Source organism: Arthrobacter sp. Y3221159, from assembly GCF_059089885.1.
On the sequence record NZ_JBNHFC010000007.1, the window covers coordinates 182,406 to 200,984 of the forward strand.

Here is an 18,579-nt window from a genome sequence, read left to right on the forward strand (position 1 = left end):
TCGGGGTGCGCGGCAGCTAGACGGTGACGCCCAGCTTCTCGAGGATCAGCTCGCGGACGCGTCCGGCGTCGGCCTGCCCGCGGGTGGCCTTCATGACCCCGCCCACGATGGCGCCGATGGCCTGGACCTTGCCGCCGCGGATCTTGTCGGCGACGTCGGGCTGCGCGGCGAGGGCGGCGTCGATGGCTTCCAGCAGGGGCCCGTCGTCGGACACGACGGCGAGGCCGCGCTTCTCGACGATCTCCGCCGGGGTGCCTTCACCGGCGAGAACGCCGTCCAGCACCTGCGACGCCATCTTGTTGTTGATCTTGCCGTCCTCAACCATGCGGGCGAGCTCCACGATGGTAGCGGGCTGGACGCCCAGCTGGCCGGGGTCCACGTCGGCTGCCTTGGCGCGGCCCACGATTTCGCCCATCCACCACTTGCGCGCCACGGAGGCGCTGGCGCCGGCGGCAATGGTTTCCTCGATCTCGTCCAGGACGCCGGCGTTCACCACGTCGCGGAATTCGAGGTCCGAGTAGCCCCAGCTGGCCTTGAGCCGCTTGCGGCGCTCGGCCGGCGGCTCGGGCAGGGTGGCGCGCAGCTCCTCCACCCATTCACGGGAGGCCACCACGGGAACCAGGTCCGGCTCCGGAAAGTAGCGGTAGTCGTCGGCGTCGGACTTGGCCCGGCCGGACGTGGTGGTGCGGGTGTCCTCATGCCAGTGCCGGGTTTCCTGGACGACCGGCTCGCCGGAGTCCAGGACGGCGGCGTGGCGCTGGATCTCGTAGCGGACGGCGTGTTCGACGGCGCGCAGCGAGTTCACGTTCTTCGTCTCGGAGCGGATGCCGAAGCGTTCGCGGCCGTGCGGGCGGAGCGAGACGTTCGCGTCACAGCGCACGTTGCCGCGTTCCATGCGTGCGTCGGAAACTCCGAGGTTCTTCACGATCTCGCGGACCGCCGCAACGTAGGCCTTGGCCAGTTCGGGGGCGCGGGAACCGGCACCCTGGATCGGCTTGGTGACGATTTCCACCAGCGGAACGCCGGCCCGGTTGTAGTCCACCAGGGAGAAGTCGGCGCCGTGGATGCGGCCCGTGGCCCCGCCCATGTGGGTCAGCTTGCCGGCGTCCTCCTCCATGTGCGCGCGTTCGATTTCCACGCGGAACACGGTGCCGTCCTCAAGTTCGACGTCCAGGTAGCCGTCGTATGCGATGGGCTCGTCGTACTGCGAGGTCTGGAAGTTCTTGGGGGTATCCGGGTAGAAGTAGTTCTTCCGGGCGAAGCGGCAGCTCTCGGCAATCTTGCAGTTGAGGGCCAGGCCGATCTTGATGGAGGACTCCACCGCCGTCTTGTTCACTACCGGCAGGACGCCCGGCATGCCGAGGTCCACCTCGTTGACATTGGTGTTGGGCTCGTCACCGAAGACGTTGGGCGCGGAGGAGAACATCTTGGTCTTGGTGTTGAGCTCCACGTGGACCTCGAACCCCAGGACGGGATCGTACTTCTCCATCGCCTCTTCGAAGCTGAGGATCGCGTCGGTGGTCATTATTTTGCCTCCTGGGTTTCGAGGGCCGCGGTACCGGCAAGGTCGGGAGCCTGGGCAAGCAGCGGTCCGCCCCACTTGGCCTCGAGCAGGGACTCCAGGACGGCGCCCACGCGGTACAGGCGGGCGTCCTCCCGGGCGGGTGCGAGCAGCTGGATGCCCACGGGCAGGCCGTCCTCGTCCGCCAGTCCGCCGGGCAGGGACAGCCCGGGAACGCCGGCCAGGTTGGCCGGGATGGTGGCGACGTCGTTCAGGTACATGGCCAGGGGGTCGTCCAGCTTCTCGCCGAGGCGGAAGGCCGTGGTGGGCGCCGTGGGGGAAATCAGGACGTCCGCCACGGTGAACGCGGCGTCGAAGTCCCGCTGCACCAGGGTGCGGACCTTCTGTGCCGAGCCGTAGTAGGCGTCGTAGTAGCCGGCGCTCAGGGCGTAGGTGCCCAGGATAATCCGTCGCTTGACCTCGTCGCCGAAGCCCGCAGCACGGGTGGCACCCATGACGCGTTCGATGGTCATGGGACCGTCCTCGGGCAGGACGCGCAGGCCGTAGCGGACGCCGTCGAACTTCGCGAGGTTGGAGGACGCCTCGGACGGCATGATGAGGTAGTAGGCACCCAGGGCGTACTGGAAGTTGGGGCAGGAAACCTCGACGATTTCCGCTCCCGCCTCACGCAGCAGCTCGAGCGAATCGTTGAAGCGGTTTTCGACGCCGGCCTGGTAGCCCTCGCCGTGCAGTTCCTTGATGATGCCGATCCGCAGGCCTTCGACGTTGCCGGTCTTCGCGGCGGCCACGAGGTCGGCCAGCGGGTCAGGCAGCGAGGTGGAATCGCGGGAGTCGTGCCCGCCGATGACCTGGTGCAGGAGTGCCGAGTCCAGGACGGTCCGGGAGACCGGGCCGATCTGGTCCAGCGAGGAGGCCATGGCGATGGCGCCGTAGCGGGAGACGCTGCCGTAGGTGGGCTTGACGCCCACCGTGCCGGTGACGGCGCCGGGCTGGCGGATGGACCCGCCGGTGTCCGTGCCGAGGGCCAGGGGCGCCTCGAAGGCGGCGACGGCGGCAGCCGAGCCACCGCCGGAGCCGCCAGGGATGCGGTCCAGGTCCCACGGGTTGCGGGTGGGGCCGTAGGCCGAGTGCTCCGTGGAGGAGCCCATGGCGAATTCGTCCAGGTTGGTCTTGCCCAGGATGGGCATCTTCGCGGCGCGGAGGCGCTCCACAACGGTGGCGTCGTAGGGGCTGTGCCAGCCCTCGAGGATCTTCGAGCCTGCCGTGGTGGGCTGGCCGATGGTGACGATGAGGTCCTTGACCGCGATGGGCACGCCGGCCAGGTAGTGGAGGGCCCCGGCCTCGGGTCCGCCGGCGGCACGGATGGCATCCACTTCGGCCGCGACGGCGAGCGCTTCCTCGGCGTTGATGTGCAGGTACGCGTTGATGCCGCGTTCGCCGCCGTCCACGTCGGCGATCCGGTCCAGGTGCGCCTGGACCACCTCGACGGCGGTAACTTCGCGGGCGCGCAGCTTGTCGGCCAGCTGTGCGGCTGAGAGCCGGATCAGGGCGGCGGCGCTGGTGTTCTGTTCAGTCATTGTTTAGTCCTCATCCAGGATTGCCGGAACCTTGAAACGGTTGTCGTCGGAATCCGGGGCACCGGAGAGTGCCTGTTCCGCCGTGAAGGTGTGGCCCACGACGTCTTCCCGGAAGACATTGCTCAGCGGGATGGGGTGGGACGTGGCCGGCACGTCGTCTCCGGCGGCTTCACTGACCGACTTGATCGCATCAACGATGACGGCGAGTTCTCCGGCCATCCTGTCCAGCTCATGAGCACTCATCTCGATGTGAGCGAGCTGCGCGAGATGCGCAACGTCGTCACGGTTGATCGCAGCCATGGATCTCCCCTGCAAAGTTCGGATTGGTTTCCGATCCATTCTAGTGGGGAAACGATGATGCCCGTCTGACGACCCCCAGCGGGCGTCAGACGGGCACCTTCATGCCGGGGTTCGTCCACAAGGAACAGCGCCGCGGCAGCTACAGACTAACCGATACCGATGGCTCCGGTCAGCATGCCGATTCCCAGCATGACCAGGGACACCACGGCGCTGCGCCACAGCACCTTCTTGTGGTGGTCGCCGAGGTCCACCTTGGCCAGGGACACCAGCAGCAGGATGGCCGGAACCAGCGGGCTCTGCATGTGGAACGGCTGGCCGGTGATGGAGGCGCGGGCCATTTCCGCGGCGCTGATGCCGTAGTGCGCGGCGGTTTCGCTGAGGACCGGCAGCACGCCGAAGTAGAAGGCGTCATTGCTCATGAAGAACGTCATGGGGATGCTGAGGACGCCGGTGATGACGGCCATGAACGGGCCCATGCTGGACGGGATGATCTGCACGAGCCAGGCGGACATGGCTTCCACCATGCCGGTGCCGGTCAGCACGCCGGTGAGGACGGAAGCGGCCATGACCATGCTGACCACCGCGACGATGGACGGGGCGTGGGCCACCAGCTGGGTGGCTTGGTCCTTGACCTTGGGGAAGTTCACCAGCAAGGCGATGGCGGAGCCCACCATGAAGACATAGGGCAGCGGGATGAGGTCGGCGATGAGCATGCCCATGACGGCCACCGTGAGGGCCAGGTTGAACCAGAACAGCTTGGGGCGCAGGGTGCTGCGGTTGGGGTCCAGGGCGGTGTCCGCCATGGCCGTGTCGCTGTCGTCCACCAGGTCTTCGGGACGGTCCAGCACTGCCACGGACGAGCCTTCCGGAGAGAGGCCGCCGGCGGGGGCTGCTCCGCCAGGGTTGCCACCCGTGCGTCCGCGGCCGGTTCCGGAACCGCCGCCCGCAGAGCCTGCGAAAGCGCCGCCGTCGAACTTCTCGGCAGTATCCGGGACGCCCCAGATTTCCGGCTGGGTGGCACGGAGCCGGTTGCGCTCCTGCAGGCCGAGGAGCCAGGCGAAGGCGAGGACCACGGCAATGCCGGCGACCAGTGAGGGAAGCATGGGGACGAAGACGTCGTTGACGTCGATTTCCAGTGCGGTGGCGGCGCGGGCGGTGGGGCCGCCCCAGGGGACGATGTTCATGGTGCCGTTGGCGAGGCCGGCCACGCAGGTGAGGACCACGGGGCTCATCTTGAGCCGCAGGTAGATGGGCAGCATGGCTGCGGTGGTGAGGATGAACGTCGTGGAGCCGTCGCCGTCCAGGGACACGGCGGCTGCCAGCAGGGCGGTGCCGAGCACAACCTTGGCGGGATCGTTGCCGAGCTTGCGAAGGATGAACTTCACCAGCGGGTCAAACAGCCCGACGTCGATCATCAGCCCGAAGTAGATGATGGCGAACATCAGCAGCGCCGCGGTGGAGGTCATGGACTTCATGGAATCCAGGACCATGTCCCCGATGCCCAGGCCGGCACCGGCGAAAAGTCCGAAGACGGTGGGGACGATGATCAGCGCCAGCACTGGCGTCAACTTTTTCGTCATGATCAGCACCATGAATACCGCGATCATGGCGAATCCAAGTATTACCAGCACAGCCGGCTCCTTCTTGTGAACGGCACCACAGCGTTGTGATGCGTGCTACAGACTGTAGGGTGGCCGCCGTCACGGCAGTGCCTTTGGCTCAATTGATTGGCATACTGCTTATTGGGAGCATTTTGCTCATTCTGCTCACGTGCTGCCGCGGCTGGTTGCCGCGGGGCCAGGTGGGCACAGCCGACCCGTATCAAGGAGGATCATGCAGCGTTCCGCGCCCCGACCGCCGCTGCGGTTCTCCACCCAGACGCTGCTGCTGCAGGTGGCCGTGGTACTGCTGGTGGTCCTGCTCAGCGCCGCCGTCCATGCGTGGCTGACCTATGACAGGGTTGGCAGCGAGGCCGAAAACCAGGCGCTGACACTCGCCCGGACCGTCGCCTCCAATCCCTCCGTCCGGGCCGACGTGCAGGCCATCAGCGCGCGCGAGGGCACTCCCCCGCCGGCCGAACTCGCGGCCGGGCCCCTGATGCAGGCGGCCGAGGCCGCGCGGACCAGGACCGGGGCCTTGTTTGTGGTGATCACCGATGAGACGGGCCTCCGGCTGGCGCATCCGGAGCCGGAGCGGCTTGGCGAGAAGGTCAGCACCGACCCCACCGAAGCCCTGGCCGGACGCGAGGTCACCACCCGGAACACCGGGACGCTGGGCCCGTCTGCCGGAGCCAAGGTGCCGGTGTACGCCCCCGGCAGCTCCACCGTGGTGGGCGAGGTCAGCGTGGGCTATTCCATGGAGACGGTGGGCCAGAGCGTGGCCCGCGACATCGGCCCCGTGGCCGGGACAGCGGCGGGGGCCCTGCTGGCCGGCGTGCTGGGTTCCTTCCTGCTGCGCCGCCGGCTGCAGCGGCTGACGCTGGGCCTGGAACCGGAGGAGATCAGCACGCTGGTCCACGACCAGGTGGCGGTGCTGCAGGGCGTGGACGACGGCGTCATCGGCGTGAGTGCCGACGGCCGGATCAGTGTGTTCAACGCCGCCGCACAGCGCCTGCTCAGCCAACCGGACCTGACCGGCGGGCGCTGGGAGGATGCCCCGGTCCCGGACCAGGTGAAGTCCCTGACCAGGCGCGGCACCACCGGCAGTGACGCCCTGGAAGTCGTGGCGGGAGGACGGGTGCTGGTGGCCAATGCCCGCAAGGCCCTGCACCGGCGGGAAGACCTCGGCTGGGTGGTGATGCTGCGAGACCGTACGGAACTGCAGGAACTCACCCGCCAGCTGGATGCCGTGGGCACCATGTCGACGGCACTGCGCGCGCAGCGCCACGAGTTCGCGAACCAGCTGCACACGCTGGCCGGCTTCATGAGCATCGGCCAACACCGGCAGGCGCGCGAGTACCTGGCCCAGCTTGCCGCCACCGGCCCCCTCACGTTCCCGGTGGAGCAGGCCGAACTTCTGCAGGACCCCTACCTCCAGGCGTTCGTGGGTGCCAAGGGCGTGGAGGCCGAGGAGCGGGGTGTCGCCCTGCGGATCGGCCCCGAAACCCTGGTCCGCGGGCAGGTCACGGAGGCGCAGGACGTCACCACGGTGCTGGGCAACCTGATCGACAACGCGGTCAATGCAGCGGTGGCGGGAGTGGCGGCGGAACGCTGGGTGGAGGTGGAGGTGCTGGACGAGCCGGGCGACGACGGCGGCACCCTCCACGTGGTGGTCGCGGACTCGGGCGACGGGCTGGCGGAGGGAACGGATGCCGAACAGGTCTTCACCGAAGGCTTCACCACCGCGACCGGCCCGTTGTCTAGGAACGGCCGTGCCGGCGGCCAGGGCTTTGGGCTGGCTCTTGCCCGGCAGCTGGCCCGGCGCCGCGGCGGGGACGTCACGGTGTTGGACCGGGGAAGGCCGGGCGGACCCGGCGCCGTCTTCATGGCCACACTGCCGGGAACCACGGCGGGAAGTACGGGGTCGGCGGCACGCTCCGGGACACCAGAAGGCGATTCAGCTCCGCGAAGCGCGGACATGAAGGGAGACCACAACGATGGCTGAGGATTTCCGGGTCCTGATCGTGGACGACGACTTCCATGTGGCCAAGCTCCACGCTGCTTACGTGGACTCGGTGGCTGGCTTCCTGGCCTTGGCGCCGGTGGGCACGGCCTCCCTGGCGCTGCAGGCCATCCACAGCCTCCGTCCCGACCTGGTGCTGCTGGATGTCTACCTGCCGGACGCCTCCGGCCTGGACCTGCTGCAGCAGCTGGACGTCGATACCGTCATGCTCAGCGCGGCCTCGGATGCCCTGTCCGTCCGGACGGCCTTCCGCCGCGGTGCGCTGGGATACCTGCTGAAGCCGTTCACTGCTGACGCCCTGTCGCAGCAGCTGCGGTCCTACGCCCGGTACCGGCGGCTCCTCTCCAACCCCGGGGCGCTGGACCAGGACGCCGTGGAGCGCGCCAAGCGGTCACTGATCCCGGGGGATGTCACGCCGTCGGCGAAGCCACGCTCCGCCACGGAAGCCGCGGTGCTGGAGTCGCTGGTTCCCGGCGAACAGTATTCGGCCGCGGAAGTGGCCGGCCGGGTGGGCGTGTCCCGGGCAACCGCCCAACGCTACCTGTCATCGCTCGCCGACGACGGCGCCGTCGACATCCAGCTGCGGTACGGGAGCACGGGCAGGCCGGAGCACCGCTATGGCCTGCCCGCCGCGCCGTAGATTTTTCTAGCTGGCGCTCTTCTGGGCCACGAGCTCGATCTCGACAAGCATCTTCGGGTCCAGGAACGGCAGCACATGCACCAGGGACAGGGTGGGGCGGATGTCGCCGAATACTTCGCCGTGGGCGCGGCCTGCTTCTTCCCACTTGCTGATGTCCGTCAGGTAGAGCTTGGACTGGACGACGTCCTCGAAGCTGAAACCGGCGTCCGCCAGGACCTTGCCGAGCTTCTGCAGGATGAACTGGGTCTGCGTGTAGAAGTCATCGCCCACGATGCCGTCCTCGCCGCTTGCCGCGGTGGCCGAAATGTACAGGGTGTTGTCCACCTGGACGGCGCGGGAGTAGCCGAGCGTCTGTTCCCAGACGGAACCGGTGCCGAAGGTTTTGCGCATGGTGGGGCCTTTCAATGCCGGAAGTGGGTCGGCACCACTGTAGGGCTGCTACAGGTCCAGCCGGTAAACCAGCAGTTTTGTGTCGGTTCCGGGGACGAACCAGTCGCGATCCGGCACGCGGCGGAACCGGGCCTTGCGGTAGAGGCCCTGCGCGCTCTCCCACGTCTCCCCCGTGGTGAGGGCGATGCCGGTGATGCCGGGCAGCGACCGGGCATGGTCAATGAGGGCGTCCACCATGGCCTTTCCGGCTCCGCTGCGCTGCACGGTGGGGTCCACCACCAGCATGCGGAACTCGAGCTCATCCGGCAGTGCGATGTCCGCGTACGGTTCCCCGGCGGTGGCCAGCGTCACCGATCCCACCACGGTGCCGTCCCGCTCGGCCACCCAGATGGTGGCCTGGCCGGCGCGCAGCGCAACATCCTGGATCTTGCGCATGTACGGGTGTTCGGCATCGTCGAAGTAGCCCGCGGCGAGGTAGGAATCGCGCGTGATGCGGGCAACGGCGTCGTAATCGGCCTCGACGGCGGCACGGATGGTGATCTGCGGTGGCACCCGTCAATGGTAGTGGCGGCTGCCGCTCCCCCGGCCCGAAAGGGCGCTTTCCGTGACTGAACTATCACTACCGGCGGCAGCGGTACTGCCGCGTTGCCGGACCCTGGATGACTAGAGCGGGAACTTGCCGGACAGCTCCAGGCCGGCGGCGCAGGTCCACGCGTCCAGCCTGTCGGTATCGGAGGGCCCGCCGTCGAGCGGACTGGCCAGCCGCGGCCGCCGCACCCAGCAGCCGGCTTCCTCCGCGATGAGCGCACCGGCGGAGAAATCGTGCTCGTTGAGCCCGCGCTCGCCGTAGGCGTCATGGGTGCCGTCGGCCACCATGCACAGGTCCAGGGCGGCCGAACCCAGCCGCCGCACATCAGCGAACCCGTCCATGAGGCCCGCCAGCGCGGTGGCCTGGTCGGCGCGGACGGCAGGATCGTAGCTGAAGCCGGTGGCCAGGATCTGCCCCTTCCGGCCGGGGACCGGACCCTCCAGCCGGGTGACCCGGCCGCCTTCCTCCAGCCAGGCGCCCTGGCCGCGGGAGGCATAGTAGGTGCGGCCGAGCGCAGGCGCGTTGACCACGCCGGCCAGCCAGGCGCCGTCGGCATCGGCGACCGCCACGGAAGTGGCGTAGTAAACGATGTTGCGGATGAAGTTGGTGGTGCCGTCCAGCGGATCGATGGACCAGCGGTAGCCGCTGGGTGCCTCGGGCCGGGTAGTGCCGTGTTCCTCGCCGGTGATGCTGTCGTTCGGGCGGGCCGCTGCGATCACCCCGCGGACGGCGTTCTCGGCCGCGACGTCGAACGCGGTAACCCAGTCACCTGCCGCGCCCTTGTTGCTGGGAGCCAGGGTGTCCCCGTTCCTGGCGGCAAGCACCTTGGCTCCGGCCGCGGCGGCGGCCTTTGCCACAACCAGAAGTTCGTCAGGGGTGGTCATGCAGTTGCCTCCGCGGTGTCCTCATCGGTTTCCATCCCTGCCGGCGCCCCGGCGCCGTCACCGGGCAATGCGTCAGGGCCGCCTTCCAGCAGCTGCCGGAAGCCGTCCTCGTCAAGCACCGGAATTCCGAGCTGTTCGGCCTTGTCCAGCTTGGTGCCCGCGCTTTCGCCGGCCACCAGGTAGCTGGTGTTCTTCGAAACCGAGCCTGCGGCCTTGCCGCCCCGGACCAGGATGGCTTCCTTGGCCTCGTCCCGGCTGAAATTGGGCAGGGACCCGGTGACCACCACCGTGAGGCCCTCGAGGGTGCGCGGGGCGGATTCGTCCCGTTCGTCTGCCATTCGGACGCCTGCCGCGGCCCAGCGGTCCACGATCTGCCGGTGCCAGTCCTCTGCGAACCATTCCTTGAGCGCGGCGGCGATAGTGGGCCCCACGCCGTCCACGTGGGCAAGGTCCTCCTCGGAGGCTGCCCGGATGGCATCCATGGTGCCGAAAGCCTGCGCGAGTGCCCGTGAAGCCCGCGGCCCGACGTGACGGATGGACAGCGCCACCAGGACGCGCCACAGCGGCTGGGCCTTGGCCTTTTCCAGTTCCTTGAACAGCTTTTCCGTGGTGGCCGTAGGCTTGGACGGCGACTTGGCCGTGCCCTTGCTGTAGAAGTAGGGCACCAGTTCGTATTCGCCGGTGCCCACGCCCTTGGAGCGCTTCTCACGGCGGATCTTCACTGGGGCGAGGTCCTCGGGGGCGAGGTCGAACAGGGCTGCCTCGGAGGTCAGCGGTGGAACCTCCGGCTCGGCCGGCTGCGTCAGCGCGATGGCGGCCTCCCAGCCAAGCGCCTCGATATCGAACGCCCCGCGGCCGGCAAGGTGGAACACCCGCTCACGGAGCTGCGAGGGGCAGGATTTCGCGTTGGGGCAGCGGATGTCCACGTCGCCCTCCTTGGCCGGGGCCAGGGGCGTGCCGCAGGAGGGGCATTCGGTGGGCATCACGAAGTCCCGCACTGGTGGATCCTGCTGGTCGCGCAGGGCCAGGACCGGGCCCACGATTTCCGGGATGACGTCTCCGGCCTTGCGGAGGATGACGATGTCGCCGATCTTCACGCCCTTGGCCTTGACCACATCCTGGTTGTGCAGGGTGGCCATCTCCACGGTGGAGCCGGCAACCTTGACCGGCTCCATCATGCCGAAGGGGGTCACCCGGCCGGTGCGGCCGACGTTGACCTGGATATCCAGGAGCTTGGTGTGCACTTCTTCCGGCGGGTACTTGTAGGCCACGGCCCAGCGCGGCACGCGGGTGGTGTAGCCAAGGGCACGCTGGGTGGCGAAGTGGTCCACCTTGATGACGATGCCGTCGATCTCGTGGAGCAGTTTGTGGCGCTGGGCCCCGTACTTTTCGATGAACGCCAGGACGTCCCCGCGGCTTTCCAGTACCTCGAAGTAAGGACTGACGGGCAGGCCCCAGCCCTTGAGCAGGTCATAGGTTTCGGACTGGCTGCGTGCTTCAAGCCCCTCGCGTGCGCCGATGCCGTGGACGAACATCTTCAGGGGACGCTTGGCGGTTTCGGCCGGGTCTTTCTGGCGGAGCGAACCGGCGGCGGCGTTGCGCGGATTGGCCAGCGGCGCCTTGCCCGCTTCGATCAGTGCCTCGTTGAATTCCGCGAACTCCTTCGACGGGATGAACACCTCGCCGCGGACTTCCATCTCTGCCGGGAAGCCTCCGCCCTCAAGCTGCTGCGGGATCTCCTTGATGGTGAGCACGTTGTGCGTGATGTCTTCACCGGTTGTTCCGTCGCCGCGGGTGGCGGCGCGGACCAGTTTCCCGTCCCGGTACAGCAGGTTGACGGCCAGGCCGTCGATCTTGAGCTCGGTGAGCCAGGAAGCCTTGGCCGCGCCGTCGCCAAGCTTTTCGATACTGGCTTCCGCCCTGTTCAGCCAGGCCTCCAGCTCATCGATGGAAAAGACGTCTTCCAGGCTGTACATGCGCTGCAGGTGTTCTACGGCCGCGAAAGCGGCGGACACCTCGCCGCCCACCTCCTGGGTGGGTGAATCGTTGGAGACCAGTTCCGGGTGGAGCGCCTCGATCTCCTCGAGGCGGCGGAAGAGAGTATCGAACTCGGCGTCCGATACCAGGGGCGCGTCCTCCTGGTAGTAGGCGAACCGGTACTTCCGGACGAGGTCCGCCAGGTTCTCGTATTCCTCGCGGAGAGAGTCGGAGGGGATGGCGTCCGGGCTGTCGGGGCTGCTGTTCCCGGAGATTGTCTTTTCTGCGGGGCCTGGTCCTGTGCTCACAGACCTATCTTGCCTTACGGGTGTGACAGGACGCCGATTAGTGTGCCCGGAGGCGGGTCCTGCCCCACCAGATGAAGGCTGCACCGCCTGCGCCCACCAGAAGCGTGCCGGCTGCGATGGGAAGCAGTTCGGGACCCCCGGCGCCCGGACCGGCGGCCGGGGTTATGCCTGCCAGCTGAGTTGCCTTGGCGGACCGGCTGATGGGCGTATTCCAGTCCGGCGCACCGGAGGCCCCGGCCGAAGCGGGTCCGGCCGATGTGGCGACGGCGGTGCCAGCGGTGGCGGTTTCTTCGCCGGGCCTTTCCGATGCTTCCTCTTCGGCTGCGCCCTGCACGGAGGGACCGTTTGCCGGCGCAGTGGCGGCCGGGGATGCCGCCTGTTGTTGGGCACGAACGGGTGCTTCTGCAGCCAGGTTCCCTGGCTGCGCCGGGGTTTCGGCCGGGGCCTGCGTGCGGCGTTCGACGTCCGTGGGTTCCGGCTTGCCGCCGCCAAGGAGGGGCAGGCACACAAGGCCGCAATCTTCGGTCGGAGCGTCCGCTTCCGGCGTGGCAGGTGATGGCTCCGGCGAATCGGCAACTGCAGGCCCTGCCAGGAAGAGGAGGGCAATGGCCAGGACCGCTGCTGCCGCGGTGGCCGCCGCCACACGGAGGGCCGGTGAAGTCGGGGTCATTGCTACCTTTCGATGCGCGCAGTCCCCCCACCGCGGCTTTTCTGGTGTCCCCGGCAGTCTTCTACAGCCAGGGCCGGGGCCGCAAATCCGCTCAGTGTGCCCGGGGCTGTAGCCGGGGCGACCGCCCGCCTGCTGCCCGGCAGGTGTCAGTGCGCGCGGATGCGGTTCCTGCCCCACCAGGCAAAGGCTCCCCCGCCGGCGCCCACCAGGAGGACACCGGCGGCGACGGCCGGCAGGTTGGCGCCGTCGGACCCCGCCCCCTGCCGGGAGACAGCGGCTGCCTGGGTGGCCTTCGCTGACCTGGTGACGGGCGTGTTCCAGTTTGAGGACGACGACGGCGTGCCGGTTGAGGGGGCCGTTGCGGACGGAGTGGCTGCAGCCTCAGTTTCCGTTGGCCCGGCAGCCGGCTCGGCCGGCTCGGCCGGCTCGGCTGGCATCAGTTCCACGGAGGCAGTGGGGGCCGCCGGATTTGCGGCCGGCGTGGACGGGGCGGCGGGCCGGGGTGCCGCGGGCACCGAGGGATCGGGCCCGTCAGTTTCCGTGGGATCGTCGTCGGGCTTGGCCGTCTTGGTGGGGCGTGCTTCCGGGGTCCAGGTTTCAGTGGGTTCCTGCGCACATTCCTGTCCACAGCCCGGGGTCGAGGTGGAGGTCTGCGAGCCCGTCGGTTCAGGGGAATCGGCCCATGCGGCGCCCCCTGCGGGCAGTGTTATCGAGAGCGCCAGCACGGCTGCGGCGGCTGTTGCCGAGGCGGCGCGGAGTAGCGGACTGGACGGGGTCATGGATACCTTTCGGTGCGCGCAGTCCCCCGTCTGCGGCTTTCTGGTCTCCAAGCAGTCTTCTACAACACGCCGGAGGGCCGCAAATCCATCGAATGTACGGCCCTCCGGCGTATAGCCTGCTAGTCGCGGCTTTCCGGCGGGAGCGCCACCTGGATTTTGCGGGCTTTTCCGCGTCCCACCACATAGCCCCTGCCCGGGATGAATTCCGGGCTGACCCGGCCCAAGGAGGTGTTCAGCAGGCTGTCGCCCTCAATATCGCCCGGGTTGAGGAGCAGGCCCCGCCGGCCGGATTTGAATGGCTGCGCGAGCTGCCAGGCTGAGGACCAGGTGGAGGTTTCGGACTCACCCACCACCCACTGGTCCGCCTTGATGGAGGCTGTGACCAGCCGCGCAACGCCGGATTCGGCGAGAGTGTCCGTGAATTCGGTCAACCCCTCAATGAAGATGCCCAGCCTGCCCGGGTTGCCGGAGGAATGCTCCACCAGCTCCTCCATCATCTCGGCCAGGTCGTCGGGCCCCACCACCGACCGGTTCCACAGGGGCAGCGACGCGACGGCGGAGCGCCGCGACCCGAGGTAGATCAGCTCGGTGTCCGGGTTGGACCGGCGGAGGGCGTAGGCGAGGGTGACCAATGCCACGGTGCGGCCGGCGCCGGGAGGACCTGCCAGCAGCAGCGGTCCCCGGGCCATAAGCGCCGCGGGCTCCAGGGTTTCGTCGTCGACGCCGATGACCGGCATGTCGGGACTGCCGGCCGGCAGGACGTCCAGGTCCACCTGTTCGGGGAGCCGCTCGATGCCGGGAGCGGTGTCCAGGCCCTGGCGCAGCATCGCTTCGCTGAGCTTGTGCACCTCGCGGGCCTGCAGGGCGAGGTTGGAGTTCCCGCCGAGCACGGCCAGCTGGACCTCCAGCCCGTCCAGCAGGCCGCGGCCCGGGGGCGAACCGGCGTTGAGGACATCACGCGGCACGTCCATGGAGATGTAGTCGTCCTCGGAGGACAGGCGCAGCACCAGGCGGCGCTGGATGGAGGCGAGCAGGGATGCGGGCACGGCGTTGGGCCGGTCGCCGGTGACCACCAGGTGGATGCCCAGGGTGCGGCCGTCGGTGGCCAGCTGCAGGAAAATGTCCCACAGCCCGGACAGCTTGCTGTGTTCGTAGGCCTCGCGGAAGGCGGACATCCCATCCACCAGGACGAAGATCCGCTTCTCGTCGGGCCGGTGGGCCAGCCTCCGGTACTCCACGATGGTGGAGGCCCGGACTTCGGCGAAACGGGCAGAGCGCTGCTCTGCGATGTCGCGCAAGAGGCGCAGCAGCCTGCCCACGCGTTCCACGTCGTCGCCGTCAATCACTTCGCCCACGTGGGGAAGCTCTTCCAGCATGCTCAGTCCGGACGAGCCGCAGTCGATGCCGTACACATGGACGGGCCCGCCGCGGGGTGTCACCGCGGCGGCAATGGCGATCCCGCGGAGGGCGGCCGACTTTCCGGAACCGCCCGTCCCGTAGATGGCCATGTTGCCGTCCTTGTCCGGCTCGTAGAAGACCGTGGGCTGGTCCTGCCGGGCGGGGTCGTCGGCCACGCCGAGCAGCAGGCGTTCATCAGTGCGCGGGTTGGGCAGCCTGGAGAAGTCGTAGGTCTTGGCCAGTTCGTCCAGCCACGGCTTCCGCGGCGGCCGGATGCCCAGCGTGCCGGCGGCCCGGACGATGTTCGCGGTCATCCGGGCGATGTCGTTCGGCCCCGCGGGTTCGGCCACCACGGGCTTTTCGGGTGCGGGCGGTTCCCAGCTGGGCCCGGACCCGAAGGCCATCTCCACGATGTCGATCTGGGGTCGCTGCGGTTTGTCGGTGGTCCACCCGCCGGCGTAGCCGGTCTGGAAGCCCTGGATCCGGCCCGGTCCGGTCTTTGCGGCACCGCGGCCGGGGATGCCGGGGTCGAAGTAGGCGGCGTCGGGGACGCCGAGGATGTCGGTGGCGTCCTCCTCGTCGGCCATGCGCAGGGCCACGCGGAGGTTGGTGTTGGCCCGCAGGCTGTCCTTGATCACGCCGGCGGGCCGCTGGGTGGCCAGGATGAGGTGCAGGCCGAGGGACCGTCCGCGGGCGGCAACGTCCACCACGCCGTCAACGAACTCGGGCACGTCGTTGGCGAGGGCCGCGAATTCGTCAACGATGATGACGAGGTACGGCGGGGCGTCGGGATCGGCCTCGCGCTGCAGCGCCAGCAGGTCCTTCGCCTTTTTCCGGTTGAGGAGCTGTTCCCGGTAGTGGAGTTCGGCGCGGAGGGACGTCAGGGCACGGCGCACCAGGTGCGGCGAGAGGTCGGTGACCAGCCCCACCGTGTGCGGAAGGTTGATGCAGTCCGCGAAGGCGGCGCCGCCCTTGTAGTCCACGAACAGGAAGCTGACGCGGTCCGGGCTGTAGGCGGCCGCCATGCCCATGACCCAGGACTGCAGGAACTCGGACTTGCCGGCGCCGGTGGTGCCGCCCACCAGGGCGTGCGGGCCCTCGTTCTTCAGGTCCAGGTAGAGCGGCTCGACGCCCTTGGAGCCAACCAGGGCGCGGAGCGTGCCGTTGTCCTTGCGGTTGGCCACGGCGGTGGCACGGACGGAGTTGTTTTCGGTCCAGCGTTCGGCGACGGCCTGGGGGTTGTCCAGGAAGTCCTTGCCGATCAGGGTGGCGTAGGAGACCGACCTCGGGAGGTCGGAATCGTCGTTCACGGGCTTGCCCACATCCACCACGGGGGCGAGCATCCTGGCCAGTTGGCCGGCGAGTTCGGCGTCCACGCTTTCGCAGCTGACGGGGTAGGTGTGCCGGCCCAGCCTGACCTGGCCGGTGGTGGTGCCGTGGTCGCCGTCCACCACCATGAAGTCGCGGCAGGCCGCCGGCAGGGCCTGGATGTCGGTGGCCACCCAGAGCACGTGGACGCCGGCGTCCGGTCCGCGCTCGGCGAGCCGGGTGAGCCGGCCCCGGTCCACTGGCGCGTCGTCCTCCACGACCACCAGCACGGACGGCAGGACAGGCGCCTCCAGCTCGTGCTTGGCCGGATCCACGTCCGGCCGCAGGTCCGGGCCGGAGCGCCTGGCGGCGGCCTCCCGCGCGTCGAGCAGGTCCTCGAGGCGGGCCAGGAGCGAGGACCCGCCCGCGGACCCGGCAGCCAGGTGGTCTCCGGAGAGCGGGCTGTGGCCGGAGCCGACGTGCGGCAGCCACTGCAGCCAGTTCCACCGTTCCCGGGACTGGGCGGACGTGATGGCGGTCAGGACCACTTCGGCCGGCGAATGGAGTCCAACCAGCTGGAGCACCATGCCGCGGGCAACATCGTCCACCAGGCCGCGGGCACCGGCGATGCCCAAGGACCCGGAGGTACGCAGCTGGGAAACCACCGGAACACCCTCAATGTCCCGGAACTGCTTCAGGCAGTCCTGGATCTCCCGTGTGTACTCGACCTCGGTGTCGTTGTTGGACGGTTCCTCCAACTGCAGGCGTGACGGCGCCGTACCCATGCCGAACCTGAGCCCCAGGAACGATGAGTGTTCCGGGCGGTGGGTCCACAGCAGCGGGCCCAGTTTGTAGATGGCGTCCACGGTGTCGCTGACCGAGGGCGCCTCCTGCAGCCGGACGGCACGCTCCACCTTCTGCAGCTCGGTGACATCCTCGCGGAACGCCGCCATGGAAGCCCGGAAGTGCTTCAGGCCGTCCTTCCGCAGGCGCCGGTTGCGCATCTTCTGGTCAACGAAATGGCCCACGATGAACAGCGGCATCATCAGCATGAAAACCATGGACAGCGCGTTGCGGGTGACGGCGAAGATCACGGCACCCATCATCAGCGGGGCGATCAGCATGATGTACGGGAAGGGCTGGTCCTCGGGGCGTTTCGGCCCTGCCGGCACCACCCGCTTGGGTTCCTCGAACCGGGGCACCACCCGGGGTGAGCGGTTGAAGTCCACCATGGGCGACGTCGGCGCTGCCGCATGGTTGTGCCCCAGCGGAACCACCGTCACGGTGGTGTCGCCAAGGGTGACGGTGTCCGAGGAGTTCAGGGTTGCGCGGGTGACGGGGAGCCCGTCCATCAGGAGCCCGTTGGCGGAGTTGGTGTCGACGATCTCCACTCCCTCGCCCACGGTGATGCGGGCGTGGCGCTTGGAGGTCAGGGGGTCCGTGAGCCGGATGTCCACGTCCCGGTCCCGGCCGATGTAGCTGGTGCCGGTGGGCAGCGAAAATTCCCGTCCGACGTCGGGCCCGGACAGCACGCGCAGGGTGGCGGCGGCCGGGCCGCGGCTGGTTCCGGGTTCGTGGAACTGTTCGCTGACCTGGGCCAGCGAAACGACCGAACCGGGGCGCAGGCCGGATTCGAGGAGGTTGTCCGTGCGGGTCAGGACATTGCCGCTGATGCCGGCGCCCACGAATGCCTCATCAATGCGCAGGGACAGGTTGTCCGGTGCGGGGGTGCCCTTGCGCTCCGGGTCGGCGGCCCACAGAACGGCGGCGATATCGGCCACCGTGGCAAGGCCGTCCACCGTGACGGCAAGGTCCTTGGCCTCGGCCGGCTCGCGGCGGAGTGTCAGCCGGATCCTCATCCTTCGTCCACGCCCCTCATCTTCTCCAGGAGGTAGAGGTCGTCAGGCGTCACCAGGTGCGAGGTCACGGCATGCTCCACCAGCCGCGCCCGGCGGTTGGTGGCGAGCTTGCCGCCGCCGCCGCGCAGTCCCGCCACGCCCACGCGGTCAAGCTTGTCGCACACGTTGTCCAGCTTCCGGTTGAAACGGGTCAGCGCCCAGCCAAGGGTCTTGGCGGCGGCGGCCGACGACGGGATGGCGCTGAAGCCGGTGCCTTCCCGTCGGAGCATGGGTTCGGCGAGCGCCACGATGAGGGCCTTCTGGGAATCGGTGAACACCACCGGCCCGATGGTGGTGTCGCCGCTGACGCCGCCCTCGCGCGCCTCCTGGCGGAAGGACGGCGTCTTCAGGTGCACGGCGAACTCGTAGGTGGTGGGTCCGGCCGTGAAGATGATGTTGGTGTGGCTGAACACCAGCGGGATCCGGGCGCCGGGCGAAAGCCACGCCTGCATGCCGCCGGAGGCATCAGCCACGGTGGCGGACAGCATGCTGCCCACGTTGCTCAGCCACCAGATGCCGTCGTAGCGGGCCACCTGCAGGAACTGCCGGTGCAGGTACGGGTTGTCGTCCACTTCCAGATCGCCTTCACGGCCGATGTTGAAGACATCCTCATCCGACGGTTCGTACCATTCCCCACAGAAATCGATTGCTAGGTCCCCCATGTTCTGTGTCTCCTTCCGGGCAGTCCCCGCGTGAACAGGATTGCCGGTCCGCTGTG

Annotated in this window: 14 protein-coding genes; 2 read left to right on the forward strand and 12 right to left on the reverse strand. The window is 68.6% G+C overall.

The window, feature by feature from the left end; genetic code table 11:
• Nucleotides 1-16 precede the first annotated feature (16 nt).
• The 4 genes from gatB to AC5RT3_RS09585 all read right to left on the reverse strand — a co-directional run bounded on the left by gatB (nt 17) and on the right by AC5RT3_RS09585 (nt 5,030).
• On the reverse strand, nt 17-1,525 hold the full coding sequence (gene gatB / locus AC5RT3_RS09570) for an Asp-tRNA(Asn)/Glu-tRNA(Gln) amidotransferase subunit GatB (protein ID WP_494010528.1): 1,509 nt from the start codon (nt 1,523-1,525) through the stop codon (nt 17-19).
• Nucleotides 1,525-3,099: an Asp-tRNA(Asn)/Glu-tRNA(Gln) amidotransferase subunit GatA gene (gene gatA / locus AC5RT3_RS09575; RefSeq protein WP_494051502.1), complete on the reverse strand. Its 1,575-nt coding sequence runs from the start codon at nt 3,097-3,099 to the stop codon at nt 1,525-1,527. Before gatA ends, gatB begins: the two co-directional genes overlap by 1 nt.
• A gap of 3 nt (nt 3,100-3,102) precedes the next feature.
• Nucleotides 3,103-3,399: an Asp-tRNA(Asn)/Glu-tRNA(Gln) amidotransferase subunit GatC gene (gene gatC, locus AC5RT3_RS09580; protein WP_494010530.1), complete on the reverse strand. Its 297-nt coding sequence runs from the start codon at nt 3,397-3,399 to the stop codon at nt 3,103-3,105.
• A 146-nt stretch (nt 3,400-3,545) separates the two neighbouring features.
• Nucleotides 3,546-5,030: a CitMHS family transporter gene (locus AC5RT3_RS09585; RefSeq protein WP_494051501.1), complete on the reverse strand. Its 1,485-nt coding sequence runs from the start codon at nt 5,028-5,030 to the stop codon at nt 3,546-3,548.
• Nucleotides 5,031-5,232: 202 nt separating this feature from the next.
• On the opposite strand from AC5RT3_RS09585, the gene AC5RT3_RS09590 reads away from it, so the two are divergent.
• Together AC5RT3_RS09590 and AC5RT3_RS09595 are read left to right on the forward strand one after the other, a co-directional pair.
• Nucleotides 5,233-7,002, forward strand: coding sequence for a sensor histidine kinase (locus tag AC5RT3_RS09590; RefSeq protein WP_494051500.1), 1,770 nt, complete (start codon nt 5,233-5,235; stop codon nt 7,000-7,002).
• On the forward strand, nt 6,995-7,660 hold the full coding sequence (locus AC5RT3_RS09595) for a response regulator (RefSeq protein ID WP_494010533.1): 666 nt from the start codon (nt 6,995-6,997) through the stop codon (nt 7,658-7,660). The genes AC5RT3_RS09590 and AC5RT3_RS09595 overlap by 8 nt, the downstream gene beginning before the upstream one ends.
• 6 nt (nt 7,661-7,666) lie before the next feature.
• Here AC5RT3_RS09595 and AC5RT3_RS09600 read toward each other — a convergent pair whose 3' ends face one another.
• The 8 genes from AC5RT3_RS09600 to AC5RT3_RS09635 all read right to left on the reverse strand — a co-directional run bounded on the left by AC5RT3_RS09600 (nt 7,667) and on the right by AC5RT3_RS09635 (nt 18,523).
• A complete protein-coding gene (locus tag AC5RT3_RS09600; RefSeq protein ID WP_494010534.1) occupies nt 7,667-8,050 on the reverse strand; it encodes a RidA family protein in 384 nt (127 codons plus the stop codon).
• A 48-nt stretch (nt 8,051-8,098) separates the two neighbouring features.
• Nucleotides 8,099-8,602 carry a GNAT family N-acetyltransferase gene (locus AC5RT3_RS09605; RefSeq protein WP_494051499.1) on the reverse strand — a complete coding sequence of 168 codons (504 nt, stop codon included), beginning with the start codon at nt 8,600-8,602 and terminating at the stop codon, nt 8,099-8,101.
• 111 nt (nt 8,603-8,713) lie between these two features.
• A complete protein-coding gene (locus AC5RT3_RS09610) occupies nt 8,714-9,523 on the reverse strand; it encodes an inositol monophosphatase family protein (RefSeq protein ID WP_494051498.1) in 810 nt (269 codons plus the stop codon).
• Nucleotides 9,520-11,808 carry an NAD-dependent DNA ligase LigA gene (ligA, locus tag AC5RT3_RS09615; protein ID WP_494051497.1) on the reverse strand — a complete coding sequence of 763 codons (2,289 nt, stop codon included), beginning with the start codon at nt 11,806-11,808 and terminating at the stop codon, nt 9,520-9,522. Before ligA ends, AC5RT3_RS09610 begins: the two co-directional genes overlap by 4 nt.
• Nucleotides 11,809-11,845: 37 nt before the next feature.
• Nucleotides 11,846-12,478, reverse strand: coding sequence for a hypothetical protein (locus tag AC5RT3_RS09620; RefSeq protein WP_494124033.1), 633 nt, complete (start codon nt 12,476-12,478; stop codon nt 11,846-11,848).
• Nucleotides 12,479-12,624: 146 nt separating this feature from the next.
• On the reverse strand, nt 12,625-13,257 hold the full coding sequence (locus AC5RT3_RS09625; protein ID WP_494051495.1) for a hypothetical protein: 633 nt from the start codon (nt 13,255-13,257) through the stop codon (nt 12,625-12,627).
• 119 nt (nt 13,258-13,376) lie between these two features.
• Entirely contained in the window at nt 13,377-17,822 is a 4,446-nt protein-coding gene (locus tag AC5RT3_RS09630) for a type VII secretion EssC family protein (RefSeq protein WP_494010540.1), read from the reverse strand.
• Entirely contained in the window at nt 17,819-18,523 is a 705-nt protein-coding gene (locus AC5RT3_RS09635) for a hypothetical protein (protein ID WP_009359457.1), read from the reverse strand. Before AC5RT3_RS09635 ends, AC5RT3_RS09630 begins: the two co-directional genes overlap by 4 nt.
• Between the last annotated feature and the right edge of the window lie 56 nt (nt 18,524-18,579).